At 69.2% G+C, this 17,995-nt stretch carries 20 protein-coding genes; 18 read left to right on the plus strand and 2 right to left on the minus strand.

Going from position 1 to position 17,995, the window contains the following annotated elements:
* Positions 1-180: 180 nt before the first annotated feature.
* The 8 genes from ilvD (at position 181) to ACFOES_RS02440 (ending at position 6,946) form a co-directional block, all read left to right on the plus strand.
* The gene (gene ilvD / locus ACFOES_RS02405) at positions 181-1,914 is read left to right on the plus strand and encodes a dihydroxy-acid dehydratase (protein WP_377831564.1); all 1,734 of its coding nucleotides are present in this window, start codon (positions 181-183) and stop codon (positions 1,912-1,914) included.
* Positions 1,895-2,566, plus strand: a complete 672-nt coding sequence (locus ACFOES_RS02410; RefSeq protein WP_377831565.1) for a hypothetical protein — start codon at positions 1,895-1,897, stop codon at positions 2,564-2,566. Before ilvD ends, ACFOES_RS02410 begins: the two co-directional genes overlap by 20 nt.
* Positions 2,567-2,658: 92 nt before the next feature.
* Entirely contained in the window at positions 2,659-3,432 is a 774-nt protein-coding gene (locus tag ACFOES_RS02415) for a DUF6478 family protein (RefSeq protein WP_377831566.1), read from the plus strand.
* Between the two features lie 9 nt (positions 3,433-3,441).
* Positions 3,442-3,825, plus strand: coding sequence for a hypothetical protein (locus ACFOES_RS02420; protein WP_377831567.1), 384 nt, complete (start codon positions 3,442-3,444; stop codon positions 3,823-3,825).
* Between the two features lie 250 nt (positions 3,826-4,075).
* Entirely contained in the window at positions 4,076-4,804 is a 729-nt protein-coding gene (mtgA, locus tag ACFOES_RS02425) for a monofunctional biosynthetic peptidoglycan transglycosylase (protein ID WP_377831568.1), read from the plus strand.
* Positions 4,805-4,908: 104 nt separating this feature from the next.
* Positions 4,909-5,574 (plus strand): FtsZ-binding protein FzlA, encoded by a 666-nt coding sequence (gene fzlA / locus ACFOES_RS02430; RefSeq protein ID WP_377831569.1) that lies wholly within the window; start codon positions 4,909-4,911, stop codon positions 5,572-5,574.
* Positions 5,575-5,646: 72 nt separating this feature from the next.
* Entirely contained in the window at positions 5,647-6,681 is a 1,035-nt protein-coding gene (queG, locus tag ACFOES_RS02435) for a tRNA epoxyqueuosine(34) reductase QueG (RefSeq protein WP_377831570.1), read from the plus strand.
* Between the two features lie 67 nt (positions 6,682-6,748).
* Positions 6,749-6,946 (plus strand): hypothetical protein, encoded by a 198-nt coding sequence (locus ACFOES_RS02440; protein ID WP_377831571.1) that lies wholly within the window; start codon positions 6,749-6,751, stop codon positions 6,944-6,946.
* Between the two features lie 49 nt (positions 6,947-6,995).
* Here the strand turns inward: ACFOES_RS02440 and ACFOES_RS02445 are convergent, their stop codons facing one another.
* Entirely contained in the window at positions 6,996-7,862 is an 867-nt protein-coding gene (locus tag ACFOES_RS02445) for a branched-chain amino acid aminotransferase (RefSeq protein ID WP_377831691.1), read from the minus strand.
* 176 nt (positions 7,863-8,038) lie between these two features.
* Here ACFOES_RS02445 and ACFOES_RS02450 point away from each other — a divergent pair, with 176 nt between their 5' ends.
* From ACFOES_RS02450 to ACFOES_RS02480, 7 genes are all read left to right on the plus strand, one after another.
* Positions 8,039-8,548 carry a MarR family winged helix-turn-helix transcriptional regulator gene (locus ACFOES_RS02450; protein WP_377831572.1) on the plus strand — a complete coding sequence of 170 codons (510 nt, stop codon included), beginning with the start codon at positions 8,039-8,041 and terminating at the stop codon, positions 8,546-8,548.
* Positions 8,545-9,249, plus strand: a complete 705-nt coding sequence (locus ACFOES_RS02455; protein WP_377831573.1) for a response regulator — start codon at positions 8,545-8,547, stop codon at positions 9,247-9,249. Before ACFOES_RS02450 ends, ACFOES_RS02455 begins: the two co-directional genes overlap by 4 nt.
* 87 nt (positions 9,250-9,336) lie before the next feature.
* Positions 9,337-10,272 carry a histone deacetylase family protein gene (locus tag ACFOES_RS02460; protein ID WP_377831574.1) on the plus strand — a complete coding sequence of 312 codons (936 nt, stop codon included), beginning with the start codon at positions 9,337-9,339 and terminating at the stop codon, positions 10,270-10,272.
* Positions 10,269-10,520 carry an exodeoxyribonuclease VII small subunit gene (locus ACFOES_RS02465; RefSeq protein ID WP_377831575.1) on the plus strand — a complete coding sequence of 84 codons (252 nt, stop codon included), beginning with the start codon at positions 10,269-10,271 and terminating at the stop codon, positions 10,518-10,520. The genes ACFOES_RS02460 and ACFOES_RS02465 overlap by 4 nt, the downstream gene beginning before the upstream one ends.
* A 1-nt stretch (position 10,521) precedes the next feature.
* Positions 10,522-11,388, plus strand: coding sequence for a polyprenyl synthetase family protein (locus tag ACFOES_RS02470; protein ID WP_377831576.1), 867 nt, complete (start codon positions 10,522-10,524; stop codon positions 11,386-11,388).
* A gap of 21 nt (positions 11,389-11,409) precedes the next feature.
* Positions 11,410-13,332 (plus strand): 1-deoxy-D-xylulose-5-phosphate synthase, encoded by a 1,923-nt coding sequence (dxs, locus tag ACFOES_RS02475; protein WP_377831577.1) that lies wholly within the window; start codon positions 11,410-11,412, stop codon positions 13,330-13,332.
* 160 nt (positions 13,333-13,492) lie between these two features.
* Positions 13,493-14,284 (plus strand): methyltransferase, TIGR04325 family, encoded by a 792-nt coding sequence (locus tag ACFOES_RS02480; protein WP_377831578.1) that lies wholly within the window; start codon positions 13,493-13,495, stop codon positions 14,282-14,284.
* A gap of 93 nt (positions 14,285-14,377) precedes the next feature.
* On the opposite strand, the gene ACFOES_RS02485 is transcribed toward ACFOES_RS02480, so the two are convergent.
* Positions 14,378-14,821, minus strand: a complete 444-nt coding sequence (locus tag ACFOES_RS02485; RefSeq protein ID WP_377831579.1) for an ion channel — start codon at positions 14,819-14,821, stop codon at positions 14,378-14,380.
* Between the two features lie 128 nt (positions 14,822-14,949).
* Here ACFOES_RS02485 and smpB point away from each other — a divergent pair, with 128 nt between their 5' ends.
* From smpB to ACFOES_RS02500, 3 genes are all read left to right on the plus strand, one after another.
* Positions 14,950-15,423: an SsrA-binding protein SmpB gene (gene smpB / locus ACFOES_RS02490; RefSeq protein WP_377831580.1), complete on the plus strand. Its 474-nt coding sequence runs from the start codon at positions 14,950-14,952 to the stop codon at positions 15,421-15,423.
* A 207-nt stretch (positions 15,424-15,630) separates the two neighbouring features.
* On the plus strand, positions 15,631-16,482 hold the full coding sequence (gene sseA / locus ACFOES_RS02495; protein WP_377831581.1) for a 3-mercaptopyruvate sulfurtransferase: 852 nt from the start codon (positions 15,631-15,633) through the stop codon (positions 16,480-16,482).
* 4 nt (positions 16,483-16,486) lie between these two features.
* Positions 16,487-17,671 (plus strand): amino acid aminotransferase, encoded by a 1,185-nt coding sequence (locus tag ACFOES_RS02500; protein ID WP_377831582.1) that lies wholly within the window; start codon positions 16,487-16,489, stop codon positions 17,669-17,671.
* Positions 17,672-17,995: the final 324 nt, after the last annotated feature.

Here is a 17,995-nt window from a genome sequence, read left to right on the forward strand (position 1 = left end):
GGGCCGGGGCGGGGTATCTTGATCGGCTGCGGAGCCGGCCGGGCGCGCCGCGGCGGGACGGCCGGGAACGAAAGCACAAGCCGGCAGGCCCTGCGGCGCAATGAATGCAAAGCCGAAACCGCCTTGCCCCTTCGGTTCGCGAAGATTATGCCGGGACGAGCCGTTTTCGGAGGAGCCGCCATGACCAATCGCCGTTTCGACAAATCGAAACTCCCCAGCCGCCACGTGACCGAGGGCCCCGAGCGGGCGCCGCACCGGTCCTATTTCTACGCGATGGGGATTTCCGAGGAAGAAATCCACCAGCCCTGGGTCGGCGTCGCGACCTGCTGGAACGAGGCGGCGCCGTGCAACATCGCCCTGAACCGGCAGGCGCAGGCGGTGAAGATGGGGGTCGAGAAGGGGGGCGGCACCCCGCGCGAATTCACCACCATCACCGTCACCGACGGCATCGCCATGGGCCACGAGGGCATGCGCAGCTCGCTGGCCTCGCGCGACGCCATCGCCGACACGGTCGAGCTGACCATGCGCGGCCATTGCTATGACGCGCTTGTCGGCCTCGCCGGCTGCGACAAGTCGCTGCCCGGGATGATGATGGCGATGGTGCGGCTCAACGTGCCGTCGGTCTTCATCTATGGCGGCTCGATCCTGCCGGGCCGGCTGCACGGCAAGGACGTGGTGGTCCAGGACGTGTTCGAGGCGGTCGGCCAGCATTCGGCCGGCAACATGAGCGACAAGGAGCTCGAGATCCTCGAGCGCGTCGCCTGCCCCTCGGCCGGGGCCTGCGGCGGGCAATACACCGCCAACACCATGGCCTGCGTCTCGGAAGCCATCGGCCTGGCGCTGCCGAACTCCTCGGGTGCCCCGGCGCCCTACGAGAGCCGCGACCAGTATGGCGAGGCCTCGGGCGTCGCGGTGATGACCCTGATCGAGAAGAACATCCGCGCCCGCGACATCGTCACCCGCAAGGCGCTGGAAAACGCCGCCCGCGTGGTCGCCTGCACCGGCGGCTCGACCAATGGCGGCTTGCACCTGCCGGCGATCGCCCACGAGGCCGGGATCGATTTCGACCTGTTCGATGTCTGCGACATCTTCCGCGACACGCCCTATTTCGTGAACCTGCGCCCGGGCGGCGAATATGTCGCCAAGGACCTCTACGAGGCCGGCGGCGTGCCGGTGGTGATGCGCGAGCTGCGCAAGGCGGGCCTGATCCACGAGGACTGCATCACCGCCACCGGCCGCACCATCGGCGAGGAGCTCGACCTGGTCGACCGCGCCGTTGACGGCAAGGTGATCCATTCGGTCGAGACCCCGATCTCGAAGACCGGCGGCGTCGTCGGGCTCAAGGGCAACCTGGCGCCCGACGGGGCGATCGTGAAGGTCGCCGGGATGAGCGAGGCCGAGCAGGTCTTCACCGGTCCGGCCCGGGTCTTCGAATGCGAGGAGGACGCCTTCGACGCCGTCACCCACCGCAAATACGCCGAGGGCGACGTGATCGTGATCCGCAACGAGGGTCCGGCCGGCGGCCCCGGCATGCGCGAGATGCTGGCGACGACGGCGGCGCTGTCGGGCCAGGGCATGGGCAAGAAGGTGGCGCTGATCACCGACGGCCGCTTCTCGGGCGCGACCCGCGGCTTCTGCGTCGGCCATGTCGGCCCCGAGGCGGCCCATGGCGGCCCGATCGCGCTGCTCAAGGACGGCGACAGCATCACCCTCAATGCCGTGACCGGCGAGATCTCGGTCGATCTGACCGACGAGGAACTGGCGGCGCGCAAGGCCGAGTGGAAGGGCCCGCGCGAGACGCAATATGCCTCGGGTGCGCTGTGGAAGTATTCCCAGCTCGTCGGCTCGACCCGCAAGGGCGCGGTGACCCATCCGGGGGCCAAGGCGGAGCGGCATGTCTACATGGATCAGTAACACGATCCGTTTCGCGACGATCAGGGGGGCGGCGGGCCTGGCGCTCGCCGCCCTTCTGAGCGCCTGCGCCGGGATCGGCGGCTTCGTCCCGCACCGGATGGCGGTGGCCGAGGGCAGCGTCATCATCGCCGGCCCGCCGGGCTATTGCGTCGACGAGAAGGGCAGCCGCGACGCCAGGCGCGGCGCCTTCGTGCTGCTGGGCAGCTGTGCCTCGCTGTCCGGCTCGCCCTATGCCCCCCGGCCCAAGGTGATGGCGGTGCTGACCGCCGCCGTCTCGGGCGGCCGCGGCGGCGCCTCGATCGCCGGCTCGGAAGACCGGCTGGCGGCCTATTTCACCTCGTCCGACGGCCGTGCCGCGCTCAGCCGCTCGGGCAGGGCGGCGACGGTGAAGGTTCTCGACCACCACGCCGGCGACGGCGCCTTCTTCCTGCACCTGCGCGACAGCAGCGCCTTTCCCGGCCGGCCGGACAAGCCCGAAAGCTGGCGCGTGCTGTTCGACCTCAACGGCCGGATCGTGACGCTGACGGTCGTCGGCCTGCCCGACAAGCCGATCATCCCGGCCCAGGCCGAGGCGCTGCTGCGCGATTTCATGGCCCGGGTACGCCACGCCTCGCCGAAGCGGCCGCCGCCGCCCGAGGTGACGGAAGGCTAGGCGCGGGCGCCGCCGCGGGCCGGGGCAGTCCGGGCTGGAACTGCCCCCCAATTCCGGCGATAACGGGGGGGCGAGCGGAGCCGGGGCAGGCGATGAGCGGCAAGATCGACAATTGGATGGACGCGATGGTCCAGCGCCGGGCGCTGGCCCGGTGGCGCGCCGCCGCCGAGACGGCCGAGACGCTCGACCCGGCCCGGCTGCGCGCCCTGCGCGGCGAGGCGCGGCAGTTGCAGCGCGCGCTGGGGCAGTTCACCCATGTCGCCGATGGCCGGCTGGCCCTGCCGATGATCGGCTCGAGCGCGATGCGCAAGCCCGCCAGCGCCGACTGGGCCTGGCGGCCCGGGATCTGGCGCGGCCCGCTGGCGCGCCCGGGCCTGGCCGCCGTGGCCTCGGAAACCGGTTTCGGCGATGGCGCCACGCTGTTTCACGACTGCACCACCAACGAGCTGTCGCTGCGCCAGATCCGCAACAGGCGCGAGGCCGACCTCGCCCCCTACGGCCTGCGCCTCGACGTGTTCCGCTTCGACGGCAGCTTCCTGTCGCTGGTGCTGGAACTGCCGGCCGAGGCGGCGCAGGGGCTGACCCGGCGCCACGTCATCCGCATGGACGCCACCGTCGAGAAGGAGCGGCCGCTGGAGATCTTCGCCCGGCTCAACGTCAAGCACGGGCCGAATGTCGAGCAGATCGTGCGCGAGCTGCCGCGGGACGCGACCGAAGTGATGATCGAGTTCGACCTCGCCTATACCAAGATGAACGAGAAGCGGGTCGATAAGCTCTGGGTCGACCTGATCTTCGAAGGTCCGGAGATGAACCAGGTGACCTGGCGCGACGTGACCTTCTGCCGCCGGCCGCGGGCCGATCTGTGAGGGGATGAGATGGCCGATCTGACGCTGACCAAATTGCGGATCGCCGGCGGGACCTGGACCGGGCGGCTGACCGCCTCGGCGCCGGTCGGGGAGCGGCCGGAGCTGGAGGCGAGCCATCTCGACCAGCCGGTGCCCGGGGTCTCGGTGGTGGCCGAGCCGGGCGCGGGCCAGGCCTGGACGGTGACGGTGCCGGTGCCGCTGGCGGCGCTGGCCGAGGGCGTGCAGACGGTGCTGATCCGCGAGGCCGGCGCCGCCGAGCCGCTGGCCAGCTTCACCATCGTCACCGGCGCGCCGCTGGAAGACGACATCCGCGCCGAACTCGACCTGTTGCGGGCCGAGCTCGACCTGCTCAAGACCGCCTTTCGCCGCCACTGCGCCGAGAGCGCCGGCTGATCCGGAGGCGCGCCCCGCGGGCGCAAGCCGTTTTCCGAGGCGCTGCGCGCGTGGGGGCGCTGCCCCCGTCGCCGGAGGCGACTCCCCCGGGATATTTGTGTTCAGGTGAAATGAGAGGCGCGCGTGCTTGCGATGCCCGGGGTGGCGGCGGTGCAGAAGGCGGGACGGAACGACGCTGGCCCGCAGGGGGTTCGGGCTTGACCTTCCCCCCGCGCCTCCCCGATTTTAGGGCCAACAAGAAGGCAGGGGCATGGCGCGGGCAAAGACCGGCAGCAAGACCGCCCGCAAGGGCAAGGCGAAGACGCGCGCGCCGCAGGGGCGGCGGCGCTGGATCTGGCGTGGCGTGCTGGCCGTGGTGCTGCCGGTGGTCGCCCTGGTCGCGCTGGTCTCGGTGGTCAATCCGCCGACCACCTTCTACATCGCCTCCGAGGCGCGCCGGCTGGGCAAGGTCGAGCGGCAATGGACCGACATGAACCGGATTTCGCCGGTGATGGCGCGCTCGGTGGTGGCGGCGGAGGATGCCAATTTCTGCCTCCACTGGGGCTTCGACATGGCCGCGATCCGCAAGGCCATCGACAGCGGCGCCCGGCGCGGCGCCTCGACCATCACCCAGCAGGTGGTCAAGAACGTCTTCCTGTGGCAGGGCCGGAGCTGGCCGCGCAAGGCGCTTGAAGCCTTGCTGACGCCGGTGGTCGAGCTGACCTGGTCCAAGCGCCGCATCCTTGAGGTCTATCTCAACGTCGCCGAGTTCGGCGAGGGCACTTTCGGCGTCGCGGCCGGGGCGGCGAAATCCTTCCAGGAGGAACCGAACGCGATCACCCCCGAGCAGGCGGCGCTGCTGGCTTCGGTGCTGCCCGATCCCAAGTATCGCGACGCCGCCCACCCGGATGCCTGGCTGCGCCGCCGCGCCGCCGATATCCGCGACGGTGCCGCCACCATCGAGGCCGACGGCCGCGCCCGCTGTTTCGAGCGCCGCTGAGCGTGCCGCATCGGCGGCAAGGCGCCGGCGGCGCGGCATTCCGAGGTTGAAATGCCGTTCCCGGCGCGGCAAGACAGATGGAAAGCCACAGGTGATCCGCCGCCATGAACCGCCTCTTCCACTTTCCGCTTTCGCCTTTCTGCCGCAAGGTTCGCCTGGTGCTGGCCGAGAAGAAGATCGAGGTCGAGCTGATCGAGGAACGCTACTGGGAGCAGAGCCAGGAATTCCTGCGCCGCAACCCCGGCGGCAAGGTTCCGGTGATGCGGCTCGACGGAAGGGTGATGAGCGAGAGCCAGGCGATCTGCGAATATCTCGACGAGAAATACCCCGAGCCGCCGCTGCTGCCGCGCACGCCCGAGGGCCGCTACGAGGTGCGTCGCCTCTGCGCCTGGTTCGACGACAAGTTCCATCACGAGGTGACCTCGAAGCTGCTCTACGAACGGGTCAACAAGAAGGTGATGGGGCTGGGCTATCCGGATTCGAAGAACGTCAAGTTCGGAGCGCAGAAGATCAAGTACCACCTCGACTACATGGGCTGGCTCTTGGACCAGCGGCGCTGGCTGGCGGGCGACGCGATGACGCTGGCCGATTTCGCCGCCGCGGCGCATCTGTCGGCGCTGGACTATATCAGCGATGTCGACTGGAACCGGAACGCCAACGTCAAGGACTGGTACGCCAAGATCAAGTCGCGCCCGGCCTTCCGGCCGTTGCTGGCCGACCAGGTGCCGGGCTTCCCGCCGCCGGCGCATTACGCGGACCTGGATTTCTAGGCGGCGAGGCCGGGGGGCTGTCTGCCCCCCGGACCCCCCGAGGATATTTGCGAACAGAAAGAAAGGGGCAGCGTGGAGCCTTCCGAGCTGAAAGCACGGGTGGAAGAGCGGGCGCGGGCCGAGGGCTTTGCGAAGATGGGCGTCTGTGCGCCCGACGCGATTCCGCAGGCGCCGGGGCGGCTCGGGGCCTTCGTCGGCGCCGGGCGGCACGGCCAGATGGGCTGGATGGAAGAGCGCATGGGCTGGCGCGGCGATCCGGCGGCGCTGTGGCCCGAGGCGCGCTCGGTGATCATGCTGGCCGAGCTCTACACCCCCGATTACGCGCCGCTGGCGGTGCTGGAGCGGCGCGACCGGGCGGCGGTGAGCTGCTATGCCCAGGGGCGCGATTACCATGACGTGGTCAAGAAGCGGCTCAAGCGGCTGGGGCGCTGGCTGATCGAGGAAGCGGGGGCGGGGACCGAGATCAAGGTCTTCGTCGACACCGCGCCGGTGATGGAGAAGCCGCTGGGCCAGGCCGCAGGGCTGGGCTGGCAGGGCAAGCACACCAACCTGCTGTCGCGCGAGCTGGGCAACTGGTTCTTCCTCGGCGCGATCTTCACCACGCTGGAACTGCCGCCCGACGCGCCGGAGGTCGAGCATTGCGGCTCCTGCACCGCCTGCCTCGACATCTGCCCGACGCGGGCCTTCCCGGCGCCGTTCCAGCTCGACGCGCGGCGCTGCATTTCCTACCTGACCATCGAGCACAAGGGGCCGATCGACCCCGATTTGCGGCCGCTGCTGGGCAACCGGATCTATGGCTGCGACGATTGCCTGGCCGCCTGCCCGTGGAACAAGTTCGCGGCGGCGGCGCAGGAGATCCGCTACGCGGCGAAGGTCGGGGCGCCGCCGCTGGCCGAGCTGGCGGCGCTGGACGATGCCGGATTCCGGGCGCGGTTCTCGGGCAGCCCGATCAAGCGCATCGGCCGCGACCGCTTCCTGCGCAACGTTCTCTATGCCATCGGCAATTCCGGCGACCCGGCGCTGTGCGGGGCGGCGCAGGCGCTGGCCGGCGATCCCGATCCGACGGTGGCAGAGGCCGCGCGCTGGGCGCTGGAGCGGCTTTCATGACGTCGATCAAGGGAATCGGCGCTGCCTGTGCTAAGGTCGGGCGCACTCTAATTCACAGGAGGGAATTATGAGCCGCAATCCGATTGATCACCAACATGCCGACAATGGCGGGCGGATGAAGCATTTCGCCGATGTCGAGCGCGACTCGGGCGAGGAGGGCACGCATCCGGCCTCGAAGACCCTGCAGCAGCGCGCGCAGCAGCGTGGCGACAAGAACAAGCGGGCCGAGGAATTCACCCGGATCGAGCGCGGCCGCGACGTCTGAGCGCGCCCGGAAAGTCGGGCGGGGCCGGCAGGGCCCCGCCGCATTGCGCCTAGCTGCGCACCAGCTTCTCGTAATCGGTCGCGATTTCCTTTGTCATCGCGCCGACTTCGAAGTTGTAGTCGCCGATCTGGCCCACCGGGGTGACCTCGGCCGCGGTGCCGGTCAGCCAGCACTGCTCGAACCCTTCCATCTCGCCGGGCTCGATATGGCGCTCGTGCACCTTGATCTGGCGATCCTTGAGCATGCCGATCACGGTCTGCCGGGTCAGGCCGTCGAGGAAGCAGTCGGGCTTGGGCGTATGCACCTCGCCATCCTTGACGAAGAAGATGTTGGCCCCGGTCGCCTCGGCGACATAGCCGCGATAGTCCATGAACAGCGCGTCCGAGCAGCCCTTGGCCTCGGCCGCGTGCTTGGACATGGTGCAGATCATGTAGAGCCCCGCCGCCTTGGCCGCGACCGGGATCGTCTCGGGCGAGGGGCGCTTCCACTTGGCGATGTCGAGCTTGGCGCCCTTGAACTTGGCGTCGCCGTAGTAGTTGCCCCATTCCCAGGTCGCGATGGCGACGCGCACCGGGTTGCGCGCGGCGGCGACACCCATGTCCTCGCCCGTGCCGCGCCAGGCGAAGGCGCGGACATAGGCGTCTTTCAGGCCGTTGGCCTGCAGCACCGCTTCCTTGGCGGCGTCGATCTCCTCGGCCGAATACGGGACCTCGAAATCGAGCAGGCTGGCCGATTTGCGCAGCCGCACCGAGTGGTCGTGCCCGCGGAAGATCTTGCCGTTGTAGCAACGCTCGCCCTCGAATACCGACGAGGCGTAGTGCAGCGCATGGGTCAGGACATGCACTTTCGCGTCGCGCCAGTCGACAAGCGTGCCATCCATCCAGATCTTTCCGTCGCGGTCGTCATATGCCGCCATCTGTTCCTCCATTCGCCCGACCGCCAAGTCGGGTTTGCGAAAGTTACGTCGATAAGTCCGCTTCGGACACAAAATTGCGCCAAAACTGGATTTCGCTAACAATTGATTCTTGGAAAGTCAACAAGGCTGACATAAAATCGGCTCAACGCACAAAAAAAGTGATTTGCGAGGACGTGATGGCTGAGGGAGGACCGGGACCCGCCGGCGGCGAGAGCCTTCTTTTTCTGACCGACGAGCAGCTGCGCAAGGGGATCGAGGCGATGTTCTTCGCCTATCGCGGCTTCACCGCCGACCCGGACCGGATTCTGGAAAACTACGCCTATGGCCGGGCGCATCACCGGGCGCTGCACTTCATCCATCGCAGCCCGGGGACGACGGTCAACAACCTGCTGGCCATCCTCGGGGTGACGAAACAGTCGCTGAACCGGGTGCTGCGGACGCTGATCGAGGACGGGCTGGTGGAGAGCCGGGTCGGCCGGCGCGACAAGCGCGAGCGGCATCTCTACCTGACCGAGCAGGGCGCGGCGCTGGAGCGCGAGCTGTCCGAGGCGCAGCGGGCGCGGATGCGGGCGGCCTATCGCGCCGCCGGGCCCGCCGCCGTCGCCGGTTTCCGCCAGGTGCTCGAGGCGATGATGGAGCCCGAGATGCGGCGGCAATACATGGCGCTGCGGGACGGTGGCTCATGACGGAGACAAACGATGTCCACCTGCTGATCGTCGATGACGATGAACGCATCCGCGGGCTGTTGCAGAAATTCCTGATTCGCAACGGTTTCTTTGTCACCGCGGCGCGCAGCGCGGCGCAGGCGCGGCGGCTGCTCGAGGGGCTCGATTTCGACCTGATCGTGCTCGACGTGATGATGCCGGGCGAGGACGGGATCACCTTCACCCGCTGGCTGCGGCGCTCGGTGGCGACGCCGGTGCTGCTGCTGACGGCGAAGGGCGAGACCGGCAACCGGATCGAGGGGCTGGAGGCCGGGGCCGACGATTACCTGGCCAAGCCGTTCGAGCCCAAGGAACTGCTGCTGCGCATCAACGCCATCCTGCGCCGGGTGCCGCAGGCCAGGGTCACCGAGGCCGGGCCGAAGCTGCTGCAGCTCGGTCCTCTGCGCTACGACGCCGAGCGTGGCGAGCTGTGGTCGGGCAGCGAGCTGATCCGGCTGACGGCGACCGAGGCGGCGCTGATGCGCATCTTCGCCGCCCAGCCCGGGGAACCGGTCAGCCGCGAGACGCTGGTCGCCGATCTGGGCCGCGATGGCGGCCAGGCCAGCGCCCGCGCGGTCGATGTCCAGATCACCCGGCTGCGGCGCAAGATCGAGGCCGATCCGAAACAGCCGCGCTACCTTCAAACGGTGCGCGGGGCGGGCTATATGCTGGCGCCGGACTGAGGCGCTGGGCTGAGGCGGCGAGGCCGGGGGGCCACCCCCCCGGACCCCCGGAGGATAGTTCTACCCAGAAGAAGAAGGAAAACGCGCATGGTGACTGCGGTTTATTCGCATCCGGATTGCCTGTTGCACGTGACGCCGCCGGGCCATGCCGAGCAGGTGGCGCGGATCGAGGCGGTGGAGACGGCGCTGGCGGCGCCGGACTTCGCGGCGCTGGACCGGCGTGCGGCGCCGCTGGGCGACGTGGCCGACATCCTGCGCTGCCATCCCCAGCGTTATGTCGACCGGATCCGGGCCGCGGTGCCCGAGGAGGGCTCGGTCCAGCTCGATCCCGACACCCATGTCTCGCCCGGCTCGTGGAACGCGGCGCTGCGCGGGGTCGGCGGGATCTGCGCGGCGGTGGATGCGGTGCTGGCGGGCGAGGTCTCGAACGCCTTCGTCGCCTGCCGGCCGCCGGGGCACCATGCCGAGGTCGAAAGCCCGATGGGCTTCTGCCTGTTCGGCAATGTCGCCATCGCCGCCAGGCGGGCGCTGGACCATCACGGGCTGAGCCGCGTCGCCATCGTCGATTTCGACGTCCATCACGGCAACGGCACCCAGGACCTGCTGTGGAACGAGTCCCGGACGCTGTTCTGTTCCAGCCACCAGATGCCGCTCTATCCCGGCACCGGCGCGGCCAAGGAGCGCGGCGTCTGCGGCAACGTGCTGAACCTGCCGCTGGCGCCCGAAACCGGCGGCGCCGAGATGCGCGAGGCCTACGAGCGGGTGATCCTGCCGGCGGTCGACGCCTTCCAGCCCGAGCTCTTGCTGATCTCGGCCGGTTTCGACGCCCATCTCGCCGATCCGCTGGCCCAGCTGGAATGGCAGGTCGCGGATTTCGAATGGCTGACGGGCAAGCTCTGCGACCTTGCCGACCGCCATTGCGACGGGCGGGTGGTCTCGACACTCGAGGGGGGATATGATTTGCAGGCCCTCGCGGCAAGCGCCGCGGCGCATGTTCAGGGTCTGATGGAGCGGGGCGGATGACGGACGAGGCGATGGGCAAGCCGGTAGAGAAGATGAGTTTCGAAGAGGCGATGGCCGAACTCGAGCAGGTCGTCGGCCAGCTCGAACGGGGCGATGTGCCGCTGGAAGAGTCGATCAAGCTCTACGAGCGCGGCGCCGAGCTGAAGGCGCATTGCGAGACCAAGCTGAAATCCGCCGAGGAAAAGGTCGAGCAGATCCGCGTCGCCGAGGGGCGGGCCGCGGGCGCGACGCCGGCCGAAGGGCTCTGAGATGTTCGTCACCGCGCTGGCCGAGGCGGCGGGCCGGATCCAGGCCTGCCTCGAGGATGCGCTCGCCGACCGGGCCGATCAGAAGGTGGTCCACGCGATGCGCTATGCCGTCGAAGGCGGCAAGCGGCTGCGCGGCTTCCTGGTGATGGAGGGGGCGCGGCTGCACGGCGTCGGGCCCGAGACCTCGGTCCATGCCGCGGCGGCGGTCGAGGCGCTGCATGCCTACAGCCTGGTCCATGACGACCTGCCCTGCATGGATGACGACGCGTTGCGCCGGGGCCGGCCGACGGTCCATGTCAAATGGGATCAGGCGACGGCGGTGCTGGCCGGCGACGCGCTGCAAAGCCTCGCCTTCGAGCTGCTGACCCGCGAGGCGCTGGGCCCGGCCGGGCGCCGGCTGGCGCTGGTCTCCGGGCTGGCCCGGGCGGCGGGGGCCGAGGGCATGGTGCTGGGCCAGGCGCTCGACATCGCGGCCGAGACGGCGGCCGAGCCGCTGACGCTGGACGAGATCACCGCGCTGCAGGCCGGCAAGACCGGGGCGCTGATCCGCTGGTCGGCCGAGGCCGGGGCGCTGCTCGCCGGCGCCGATCCGGCGCCGCTGGGCCGCTATGCCGCGGCGCTGGGCCTTGCCTTCCAGATCGCCGACGACATCTTGGATGTCGAGGGCGATGCCGGCAAGGCGGGCAAGCGCCTGAACAAGGATGCCGCGGCCGGCAAGGCGACCTTCGTCTCGTTGCTGGGGCTGGAAGGCGCGCGGGCGCGGGCCAAGGCGCTGGTGGAAGAGGCCGAGGCGGCGCTGCAACCCTATGGCGCAGAGGCCGACATCTTGCAGCACTGCGCCCGGTTCGTTATTGCGCGCGACATGTGATTGCCCTGAGGAGGGGCGAGGATGAGCAGCGACAGACCGCAGACCCCCGTGCTGGACCGGGTGCGCGTGCCCGCCGACATGAAGGCGCTGTCGGATGGCGAGCTGAACCAGCTGGCCGACGAGCTGCGGGCCGAGACCATTTCCGCCGTTTCCGAAACCGGTGGCCATCTGGGCGCGGGGCTGGGCGTGGTCGAGCTGACCGTGGCGCTGCACGCCGTCTTCGACACCCCGCGCGACAAGCTGATCTGGGATGTCGGCCACCAGTGCTATCCGCACAAGATCCTCACCGGCCGGCGCGACCGCATTCGCACCCTGCGCCAGAAGGACGGGCTGTCGGGTTTCACCAAGCGGTCCGAGAGCCCTTATGACCCGTTCGGCGCCGCCCATAGCTCGACCTCGATCTCGGCCGCGCTGGGCTTCGCCACGGCGCGCGACCTCGGCGCCGGCGACGTCGGCGACGCCATCGCGGTGATCGGCGACGGGGCGATGAGCGCCGGCATGGCCTTCGAGGCGATGAACAATGCCGGCCACCTGAAGAAGCGGCTGTTCGTCATCCTCAACGACAACGAGATGAGCATCGCGCCGCCGGTCGGGGCGCTGTCCTCCTACCTGTCGCGGCTCTATGCCGGGGCGCCGTTCCAGGAACTGAAGGCGGCGGCCAAGGGCGCCGTCAGCCTGTTGCCCGAGCCGTTCCAGCAGGGTGCACGCCGGGCCAAGGAGATGCTCAAGGGCATGACCGTGGGCGGCACCCTGTTCGAGGAGCTGGGCTTTTCCTATGTCGGGCCGATCGACGGCCACGACCTCGACCAGCTTCTGCCCGTGCTGCGCACCGTGCGGGCGCGGGCGACCGGGCCGATGCTGATCCATGTCATCACCAGGAAGGGCAAGGGCTATGCCCCGGCCGAGGGCGCGGCCGACAAGGGCCACGCGACCGCCCGTTTCGACGTGGTGACCGGCAAGCAGCAGAAGGCGCCCTCGAACGCCCCGAGCTACACCAAGGTCTTCGCCCAGAGCCTGGTCAGGGAAGCCGAGGAGGACGACAAGATCGTCGCGGTGACGGCGGCGATGCCGGACGGCACCGGGCTCAACCTCTTCGCCGAACGCTTCCCCAAGCGTTGCTTCGACGTCGGCATCGCCGAGCAGCACGCGGTGACCTTCTCGGCCGGGCTGGCGGCGGGCGGGATGAAGCCGTTCTGCGCCATCTACTCGACCTTCCTGCAGCGCGGCTACGACCAGGTCGTGCATGACGTGGCGATCCAGCGCCTGCCGGTGCGCTTCGCCATCGACCGCGCCGGGCTGGTCGGCGCCGACGGCGCGACCCATGCCGGCGCCTTCGATGTCGCCTTCCTGGCCAACCTGCCGCGCATGGTGGTGATGGCCGCGGCCGACGAGGCCGAGCTGGTCCACATGGTGGCGACGGCGGCGGCGATCGACGATTGCCCCTCGGCCTTCCGCTATCCGCGCGGCGAGGGGGTCGGCGTCGAGATGCCGGAGCGCGGCGTGCCGCTCGAGATCGGCAAGGGCCGGATCCTCCGCGAGGGCAGCCGCGTCGCGCTGCTGTCCTTCGGCACCCGTCTGGCCGAGGTCCAGAAGGCGGCCGAGGCGCTGGCCGCCCGGGGCATCTCGCCCACCATCGCCGATGCCCGCTTCGCCAAGCCGCTGGACGAGGAGCTGATCCGCCGGCTGGTGGCCGAGCACGAGGCGCTGATCACCATCGAGGAGGGCGCCGTTGGCGGCTTCGGCAGCCATGTCGCCCAGTTCCTGGCCGAATCGGGCGTGTTCGACCATGGCCTGAAATTCCGCAGCATGGTGCTGCCCGACATCTTCATCGACCAGGCCAGCCCGGCCGAGATGTATGCCGTCGCCGGCATGAGCGCCGCCCAGATCGAGGCCAAGGTGCTCGAGGTGCTGGGCGTCACCGCCATCGCCAGCCGCCGGGCCTGAACCGGACGGCACGGGGTGGCCCGCGGGCCGGTCCTGTGCGGCGTTTCCGCGACAGTCGGCCTTGCCACGACGAGGGCGGGCAGCGGTTGGCCATTCCCAGTCGACGCAAGGCGTATTATCCTTTCGGGAAAGGTTGGCTTGCAGGATACGGTTTTCAACAATGCCATTTGAATCGCTCCGGGCATTTCGCCGGGGGGTTCGGCTCGCCAAGGCTACCGCGCGTGGCCGGCTGCGCGCCCATACCCGGAACCCGCCCTCGCTGGTCGGCGCCTTCCCCGATTACGCCAGCGCCATGACCGCCGTGCCGAAGAACCGCATACGCGGCTGCGACAACGAAGAGGTCGCCGAGGTGCCGTTCGAGCTGATGTGCCAGGTGACGCTGTGGGACTATCCGGTCATCCATTGGCTGAACCTGTCGCGCCGCAAGGGCCTGCGCCTGGTCGATGCCGGCGGCCACCTGGGAACCAAGTACATCGCCTTCGAGCCCTTGCTGCCGGTCACCGAGTTCGACTGGACGGTCTATGACCTGCCCGCCATCGTCGAGGCCGGGCGCAACCGGCAGAAGGCCGGGGCGCTGCCCGCCGGGATCGGGTTCGAAAGCGATCTCGGCCGGGTCGGGCCGGTCGACCTGCTGCTCGGTTCCGGGTTGCTGCAATATCTCGACATCCCGTTTGCCGAGCTGGTGGCGCGGCTGCCCAACCGGCCCGAGCGGATCGTCCTCAACAAGGTGGCGACCCGCGAGGGGCCGACGGTGGTGGCGCTGGAGCGGGTCGGCAACGCCCGGATGCCGTACCAGATCCGCAACCGCGCCGCGTTCGAGGCCGGCTTCGCGCAGATGGGCTATGCGCTGCGCGACCAGTGGGAGATCCCGCCGCTCAGCCGGGTGATCGGCACCCACCCGGCGCTGGGGCAGAGCGTCAGCAGGGGCTATGTCCTCGACCGCATCGACTGACGGCGTCGGCGAGGGGGGCGCTGCCCCCGCCGCCGCTGGCGGCTCCCCGGGGATATTTGCAAGCAGAAAGGGGGACGCCGGTGGCGCAGGGAATCAGTCCTTGCGCCGCGACATCTCGATCTGGCTCAGGCGGATATGGCGCAGGGCCTCGATCAGCGTCGCCGTCAGCAGGCCGAAATTGAGCAGCCCGTTGGCCGCCGCCATGCCAGCCAGCAGGCGCCAGTTCGGCGGGAGCAGGATGTCGCCGAAGCCCAGCGTCGTATAGGCGACGAGCGAGAAATAGACCGAGGATTCGAGGTGGATGAAGATCCCCAGCGCCCAGAGCGTCAGGGCCCAGAGCCAGACACCGAGGGTCACCACCGCCATCGCCCAGACCGAGGCGACGCAGAGCACGATCACCATTTTCGGCCGGTGCGGCTCGCGATGCAGCCAGGGGGTGGCGCGCTGCATCACCGATTCCATCAGCCACAGGCTGGCGCCGCCGATCACGATGGTGATCAGCATCAGGACCGTGCCGAGTGCGATCTGGATGAACACGTCTGCTTCCTCTCTCCCCAGACTGCCTATCTAAGCCGGGAGCGGGCGGCTGGAAAGACGCTCCGGCCCGGCGCGCGCGTTTGCCGTGACTGGACAGCGCAGCGTGCCTCGCCTATCTCGGGGCGGTCATGGCCCAGAAATCCGACCCCAATTCCAAGCTGATCGCCGAGAACCGGCGGGCGCGCTTCGACTATGCCATCCAGGACGACCTGGAGGCCGGCATCGTGCTGACCGGGTCCGAGGTCAAGTCGCTGCGCCAGGGCGGGGCGAATATCGCCGAGAGCTACGCCTCGGTCGAGGATGGCGAGCTGTGGCTGATCAACGGCTATATCGCGCCCTACCTGCAGGCCAAGACCTGGGGCCACGAGGAGCGCCGCAAGCGCAAGCTGCTGGTGTCGAAGAAGGAGCTGGCCCGGCTGTGGTCGGCGACGGCGCGCGAGGGCATGACCATTGTGCCGCTGAAGCTCTATTTCAACGACCGCGGCATCGTGAAGCTGAAGATCGGCATCGCCAAGGGCAAGAAGGTGGCCGACAAGCGCGCGACCGAGGCCAAGCGCGACTGGAACCGCCAGAAGCAGCGGCTGCTCAAGCAGAACTACTGAGCCGGCAGGGCCATGGCCGAGAGGGGGGCGCCCTTTCGGCGTGACGGCGAGGGTCGGGCGAGGGCATTGCCCGGATGGGCGGCAAGCCGGCGCGGGATCTTCCCGAAAACGGCGTCATGGGGGCGGCACAGGGCCCCGAACCCGTGCTGCGGGCTTGCTTGCCGGGCCGTGCCGAATTAAGCCGGGCTGACCCACCGGAGGATACCGATGCCGCAGGATGATCCGAAGACGCTGGTTTCGACCGACTGGCTTGCCGCCCACCTGAAGGACCCCGATCTGCGGGTGCTCGACGCCTCGTGGTACCTGCCCGACATGGGCCGCGACGCCAAGGCGGAATACGAGGCCGGCCATATTCCCGGCGCCCGCTTCTTCGATATCGACGACGTTTCGGACCAGCGCTCGGAACTGCCGCATATGGCGCCGCCGGTCGAGAAGTTCATGAGCCGGCTGCGCGCCATGGGTGTCGGCGACGGTCACCAGGTCGTGGTCTATGACGGTGCCGGCGTGTTCTCGGCGCCGCGGGTCTGGTGGCTGTTCCGGCTGATGGGCAAGACGGATGTCGCCGTGCTCGACGGGGGCTTGCCGAAATGGCGCGCCGAGGGGCGCGAGCTCGAGGACATGCCGCCGATCATCAAGGACCGGCACATGACCGTGCAGCGCCAGGCGTCGCTGGTCAAGGACGTCACCCAGGTCGCCTCGGCCTCGAAACTGGGCGATCACGAGATCCTCGACGCCCGCTCGCCCGGCCGCTTCAAGGGCGAGGAGCCCGAGCCGCGGCCCGGCCTGCGTTCGGGCCATATCCCGAATTCGAAATGCGTCCATTACGCGACGCTGCTCAATGCCGACGGGACGATGAAACCCGAGGACGCGCTGCGCAAGGTTTTCGACGCGGCCGGTGTCGACATGGCCAAGCCGGCGATCACCACCTGCGGCTCGGGCGTATCGGCGGCGATCATCAACCTGGCGCTGGAACGGCTGGGCCACCGCAATCACGCACTCTATGACGGCTCCTGGGCCGAATGGGGCATGTTCGGCGACCTGAAAGTCGCGAAAGGATGAAGGGATGTTTGGAAATCTGAAGCCGCTGCCGCAGGACAAGATCCTGCAACTGATGTCGATGTATCGCGAGGATCCGCGCGAACAGAAGATCGACCTGGGCGTGGGCGTCTACAAGAATGCCGAGGGCGTCACGCCGGTGATGCGCGCGGTCAAGGCCGCCGAGCAGCGGCTGTGGCAGGACGAGACCACGAAAAGCTACACCGCGCTGGCCGGCGAGCCCGCCTATCGCGACGCGATGGCGGCCCTGATCCTGGGCGAGGGCCATGATGCCTCGCGCGTCGCCGGCGCGGCGACGCCGGGCGGGACCGGGGCGATCCACATGGCGCTCGAACTGATCCAGATGGCGGCGCCCGACGCCACTGTCTGGCTGTCGAACCCGACCTGGCCGAACCACCCCTCGATCCTCAATCACCTCGGCATGAAATCGGCCGAGTACCGCTATTTCGACCCCGAGACCCGGGGCGTCGATTTTGAGGGCATGATCGCCGATCTCGGCCGGGTGGCGCCGGGCGACGTGCTGCTGCTGCATGGCTGCTGCCACAACCCGACGGGCGCCAACCTGAACCTGACCCAGTGGGAAGAGGTCGCGGCCGAGCTCAAGAAGGTCGGCGCGGTGCCGCTGATCGACCTCGCCTACCAGGGCTTCGGCGACGGGCTGGAAGCGGATGCGGCGGCCACACGGCTGGTCGCGTCGCGCCTGCCCGAGGTGATGATCGCGGCCTCCTGCTCGAAAAATTTCGGCATCTATCGCGAGCGCACCGGCATCCTGCTGGCGCTGACCGAGGATGGCGCGGCCCGCGACGTGACCCAGGGCACGCTGGCGCACCTGAACCGCCAGAACTTCTCGTTCCCGCCCGATCACGGCGCCCGGCTGGTGACGATGATCCTGACCGATCCCGAGCTGCGCGCCGACTGGCAGGCCGAGCTGGAAGAGATGCGGACCGGCATGCTGGCCCTGCGCGAGCAGCTGGCCGACGAGCTGCGGACGCTGACCGGGTCGGACCGCTTCGGCTTCCTCGCCCAGCACCGCGGCATGTTCTCGCGCCTCGGCGCGACGCCCGAGCAGGTGGTCGAGCTGCGCGAAAAGCACGGCATCTACATGGTCGGCGACTCGCGGCTGAACATCGCCGGGCTGAACAAGGATAGCGTCAGCGTGCTGGCCAAGGCGATCGCCGAGGTCGGGGTCTGACAGCCGGTTAAGAAATGGTTAGCGCCGCCGGGCAGGGAGCTGCACCGGCGGCGTTTTCTATTTGGAATCCGTGTCGGTCGCTTCGAGCCCATGAAGGAGCTTCGAGGGGCGCGCGTCAGGCCCGGCATCAAGGCGCATCGCGCCGCCGGGCCGCGCCCTCCCTCTCCGTCACGACGCAGGCGTGCTTCCAGCACGGCGGGAGGGCGCCTTGGCGATGTCGCTCACTGCTCGGAAGGCGTTCAGGGCTTTCGGGATAAACCGCAGACCGCAGGCAAAGCGGGCGCCCACCCGAGGGAGGGCGCGGCCCTGTGTTGCGCTGCGTTC

Origin of the sequence: Acidimangrovimonas pyrenivorans (genome assembly GCF_042643245.1) — a bacterium.
GTDB classification, from domain to species: Bacteria; Pseudomonadota; Alphaproteobacteria; order Rhodobacterales; family Rhodobacteraceae; genus Acidimangrovimonas; species Acidimangrovimonas pyrenivorans.

Coding starts and splice junctions, on each gene's coding strand:
- ilvD (WP_377831564.1), top strand. CDS start 181: ATGACCAATCGCCGTTTCGACAAATCGAAACTCCCCAGCCGCCACGTG.
- ACFOES_RS02410 (WP_377831565.1), top strand. CDS start 1,895: ATGTCTACATGGATCAGTAACACGATCCGTTTCGCGACGATCAGGGGG.
- ACFOES_RS02415 (WP_377831566.1), top strand. CDS start 2,659: ATGAGCGGCAAGATCGACAATTGGATGGACGCGATGGTCCAGCGCCGG.
- mtgA (WP_377831568.1), top strand. CDS start 4,076: ATGGCGCGGGCAAAGACCGGCAGCAAGACCGCCCGCAAGGGCAAGGCG.
- ACFOES_RS02420 (WP_377831567.1), top strand. CDS start 3,442: ATGGCCGATCTGACGCTGACCAAATTGCGGATCGCCGGCGGGACCTGG.
- ACFOES_RS02465 (WP_377831575.1), top strand. CDS start 10,269: ATGACGGACGAGGCGATGGGCAAGCCGGTAGAGAAGATGAGTTTCGAA.
- sseA (WP_377831581.1), top strand. CDS start 15,631: ATGCCGCAGGATGATCCGAAGACGCTGGTTTCGACCGACTGGCTTGCC.
- ACFOES_RS02455 (WP_377831573.1), top strand. CDS start 8,545: ATGACGGAGACAAACGATGTCCACCTGCTGATCGTCGATGACGATGAA.
- ACFOES_RS02440 (WP_377831571.1), top strand. CDS start 6,749: ATGAGCCGCAATCCGATTGATCACCAACATGCCGACAATGGCGGGCGG.
- ACFOES_RS02470 (WP_377831576.1), top strand. CDS start 10,522: ATGTTCGTCACCGCGCTGGCCGAGGCGGCGGGCCGGATCCAGGCCTGC.
- ACFOES_RS02460 (WP_377831574.1), top strand. CDS start 9,337: ATGGTGACTGCGGTTTATTCGCATCCGGATTGCCTGTTGCACGTGACG.
- dxs (WP_377831577.1), top strand. CDS start 11,410: ATGAGCAGCGACAGACCGCAGACCCCCGTGCTGGACCGGGTGCGCGTG.
- fzlA (WP_377831569.1), top strand. CDS start 4,909: ATGAACCGCCTCTTCCACTTTCCGCTTTCGCCTTTCTGCCGCAAGGTT.
- ACFOES_RS02445 (WP_377831691.1), bottom strand. CDS start 7,862: ATGGCGGCATATGACGACCGCGACGGAAAGATCTGGATGGATGGCACG.
- ACFOES_RS02480 (WP_377831578.1), top strand. CDS start 13,493: ATGCCATTTGAATCGCTCCGGGCATTTCGCCGGGGGGTTCGGCTCGCC.
- smpB (WP_377831580.1), top strand. CDS start 14,950: ATGGCCCAGAAATCCGACCCCAATTCCAAGCTGATCGCCGAGAACCGG.
- ACFOES_RS02500 (WP_377831582.1), top strand. CDS start 16,487: ATGTTTGGAAATCTGAAGCCGCTGCCGCAGGACAAGATCCTGCAACTG.
- ACFOES_RS02450 (WP_377831572.1), top strand. CDS start 8,039: ATGGCTGAGGGAGGACCGGGACCCGCCGGCGGCGAGAGCCTTCTTTTT.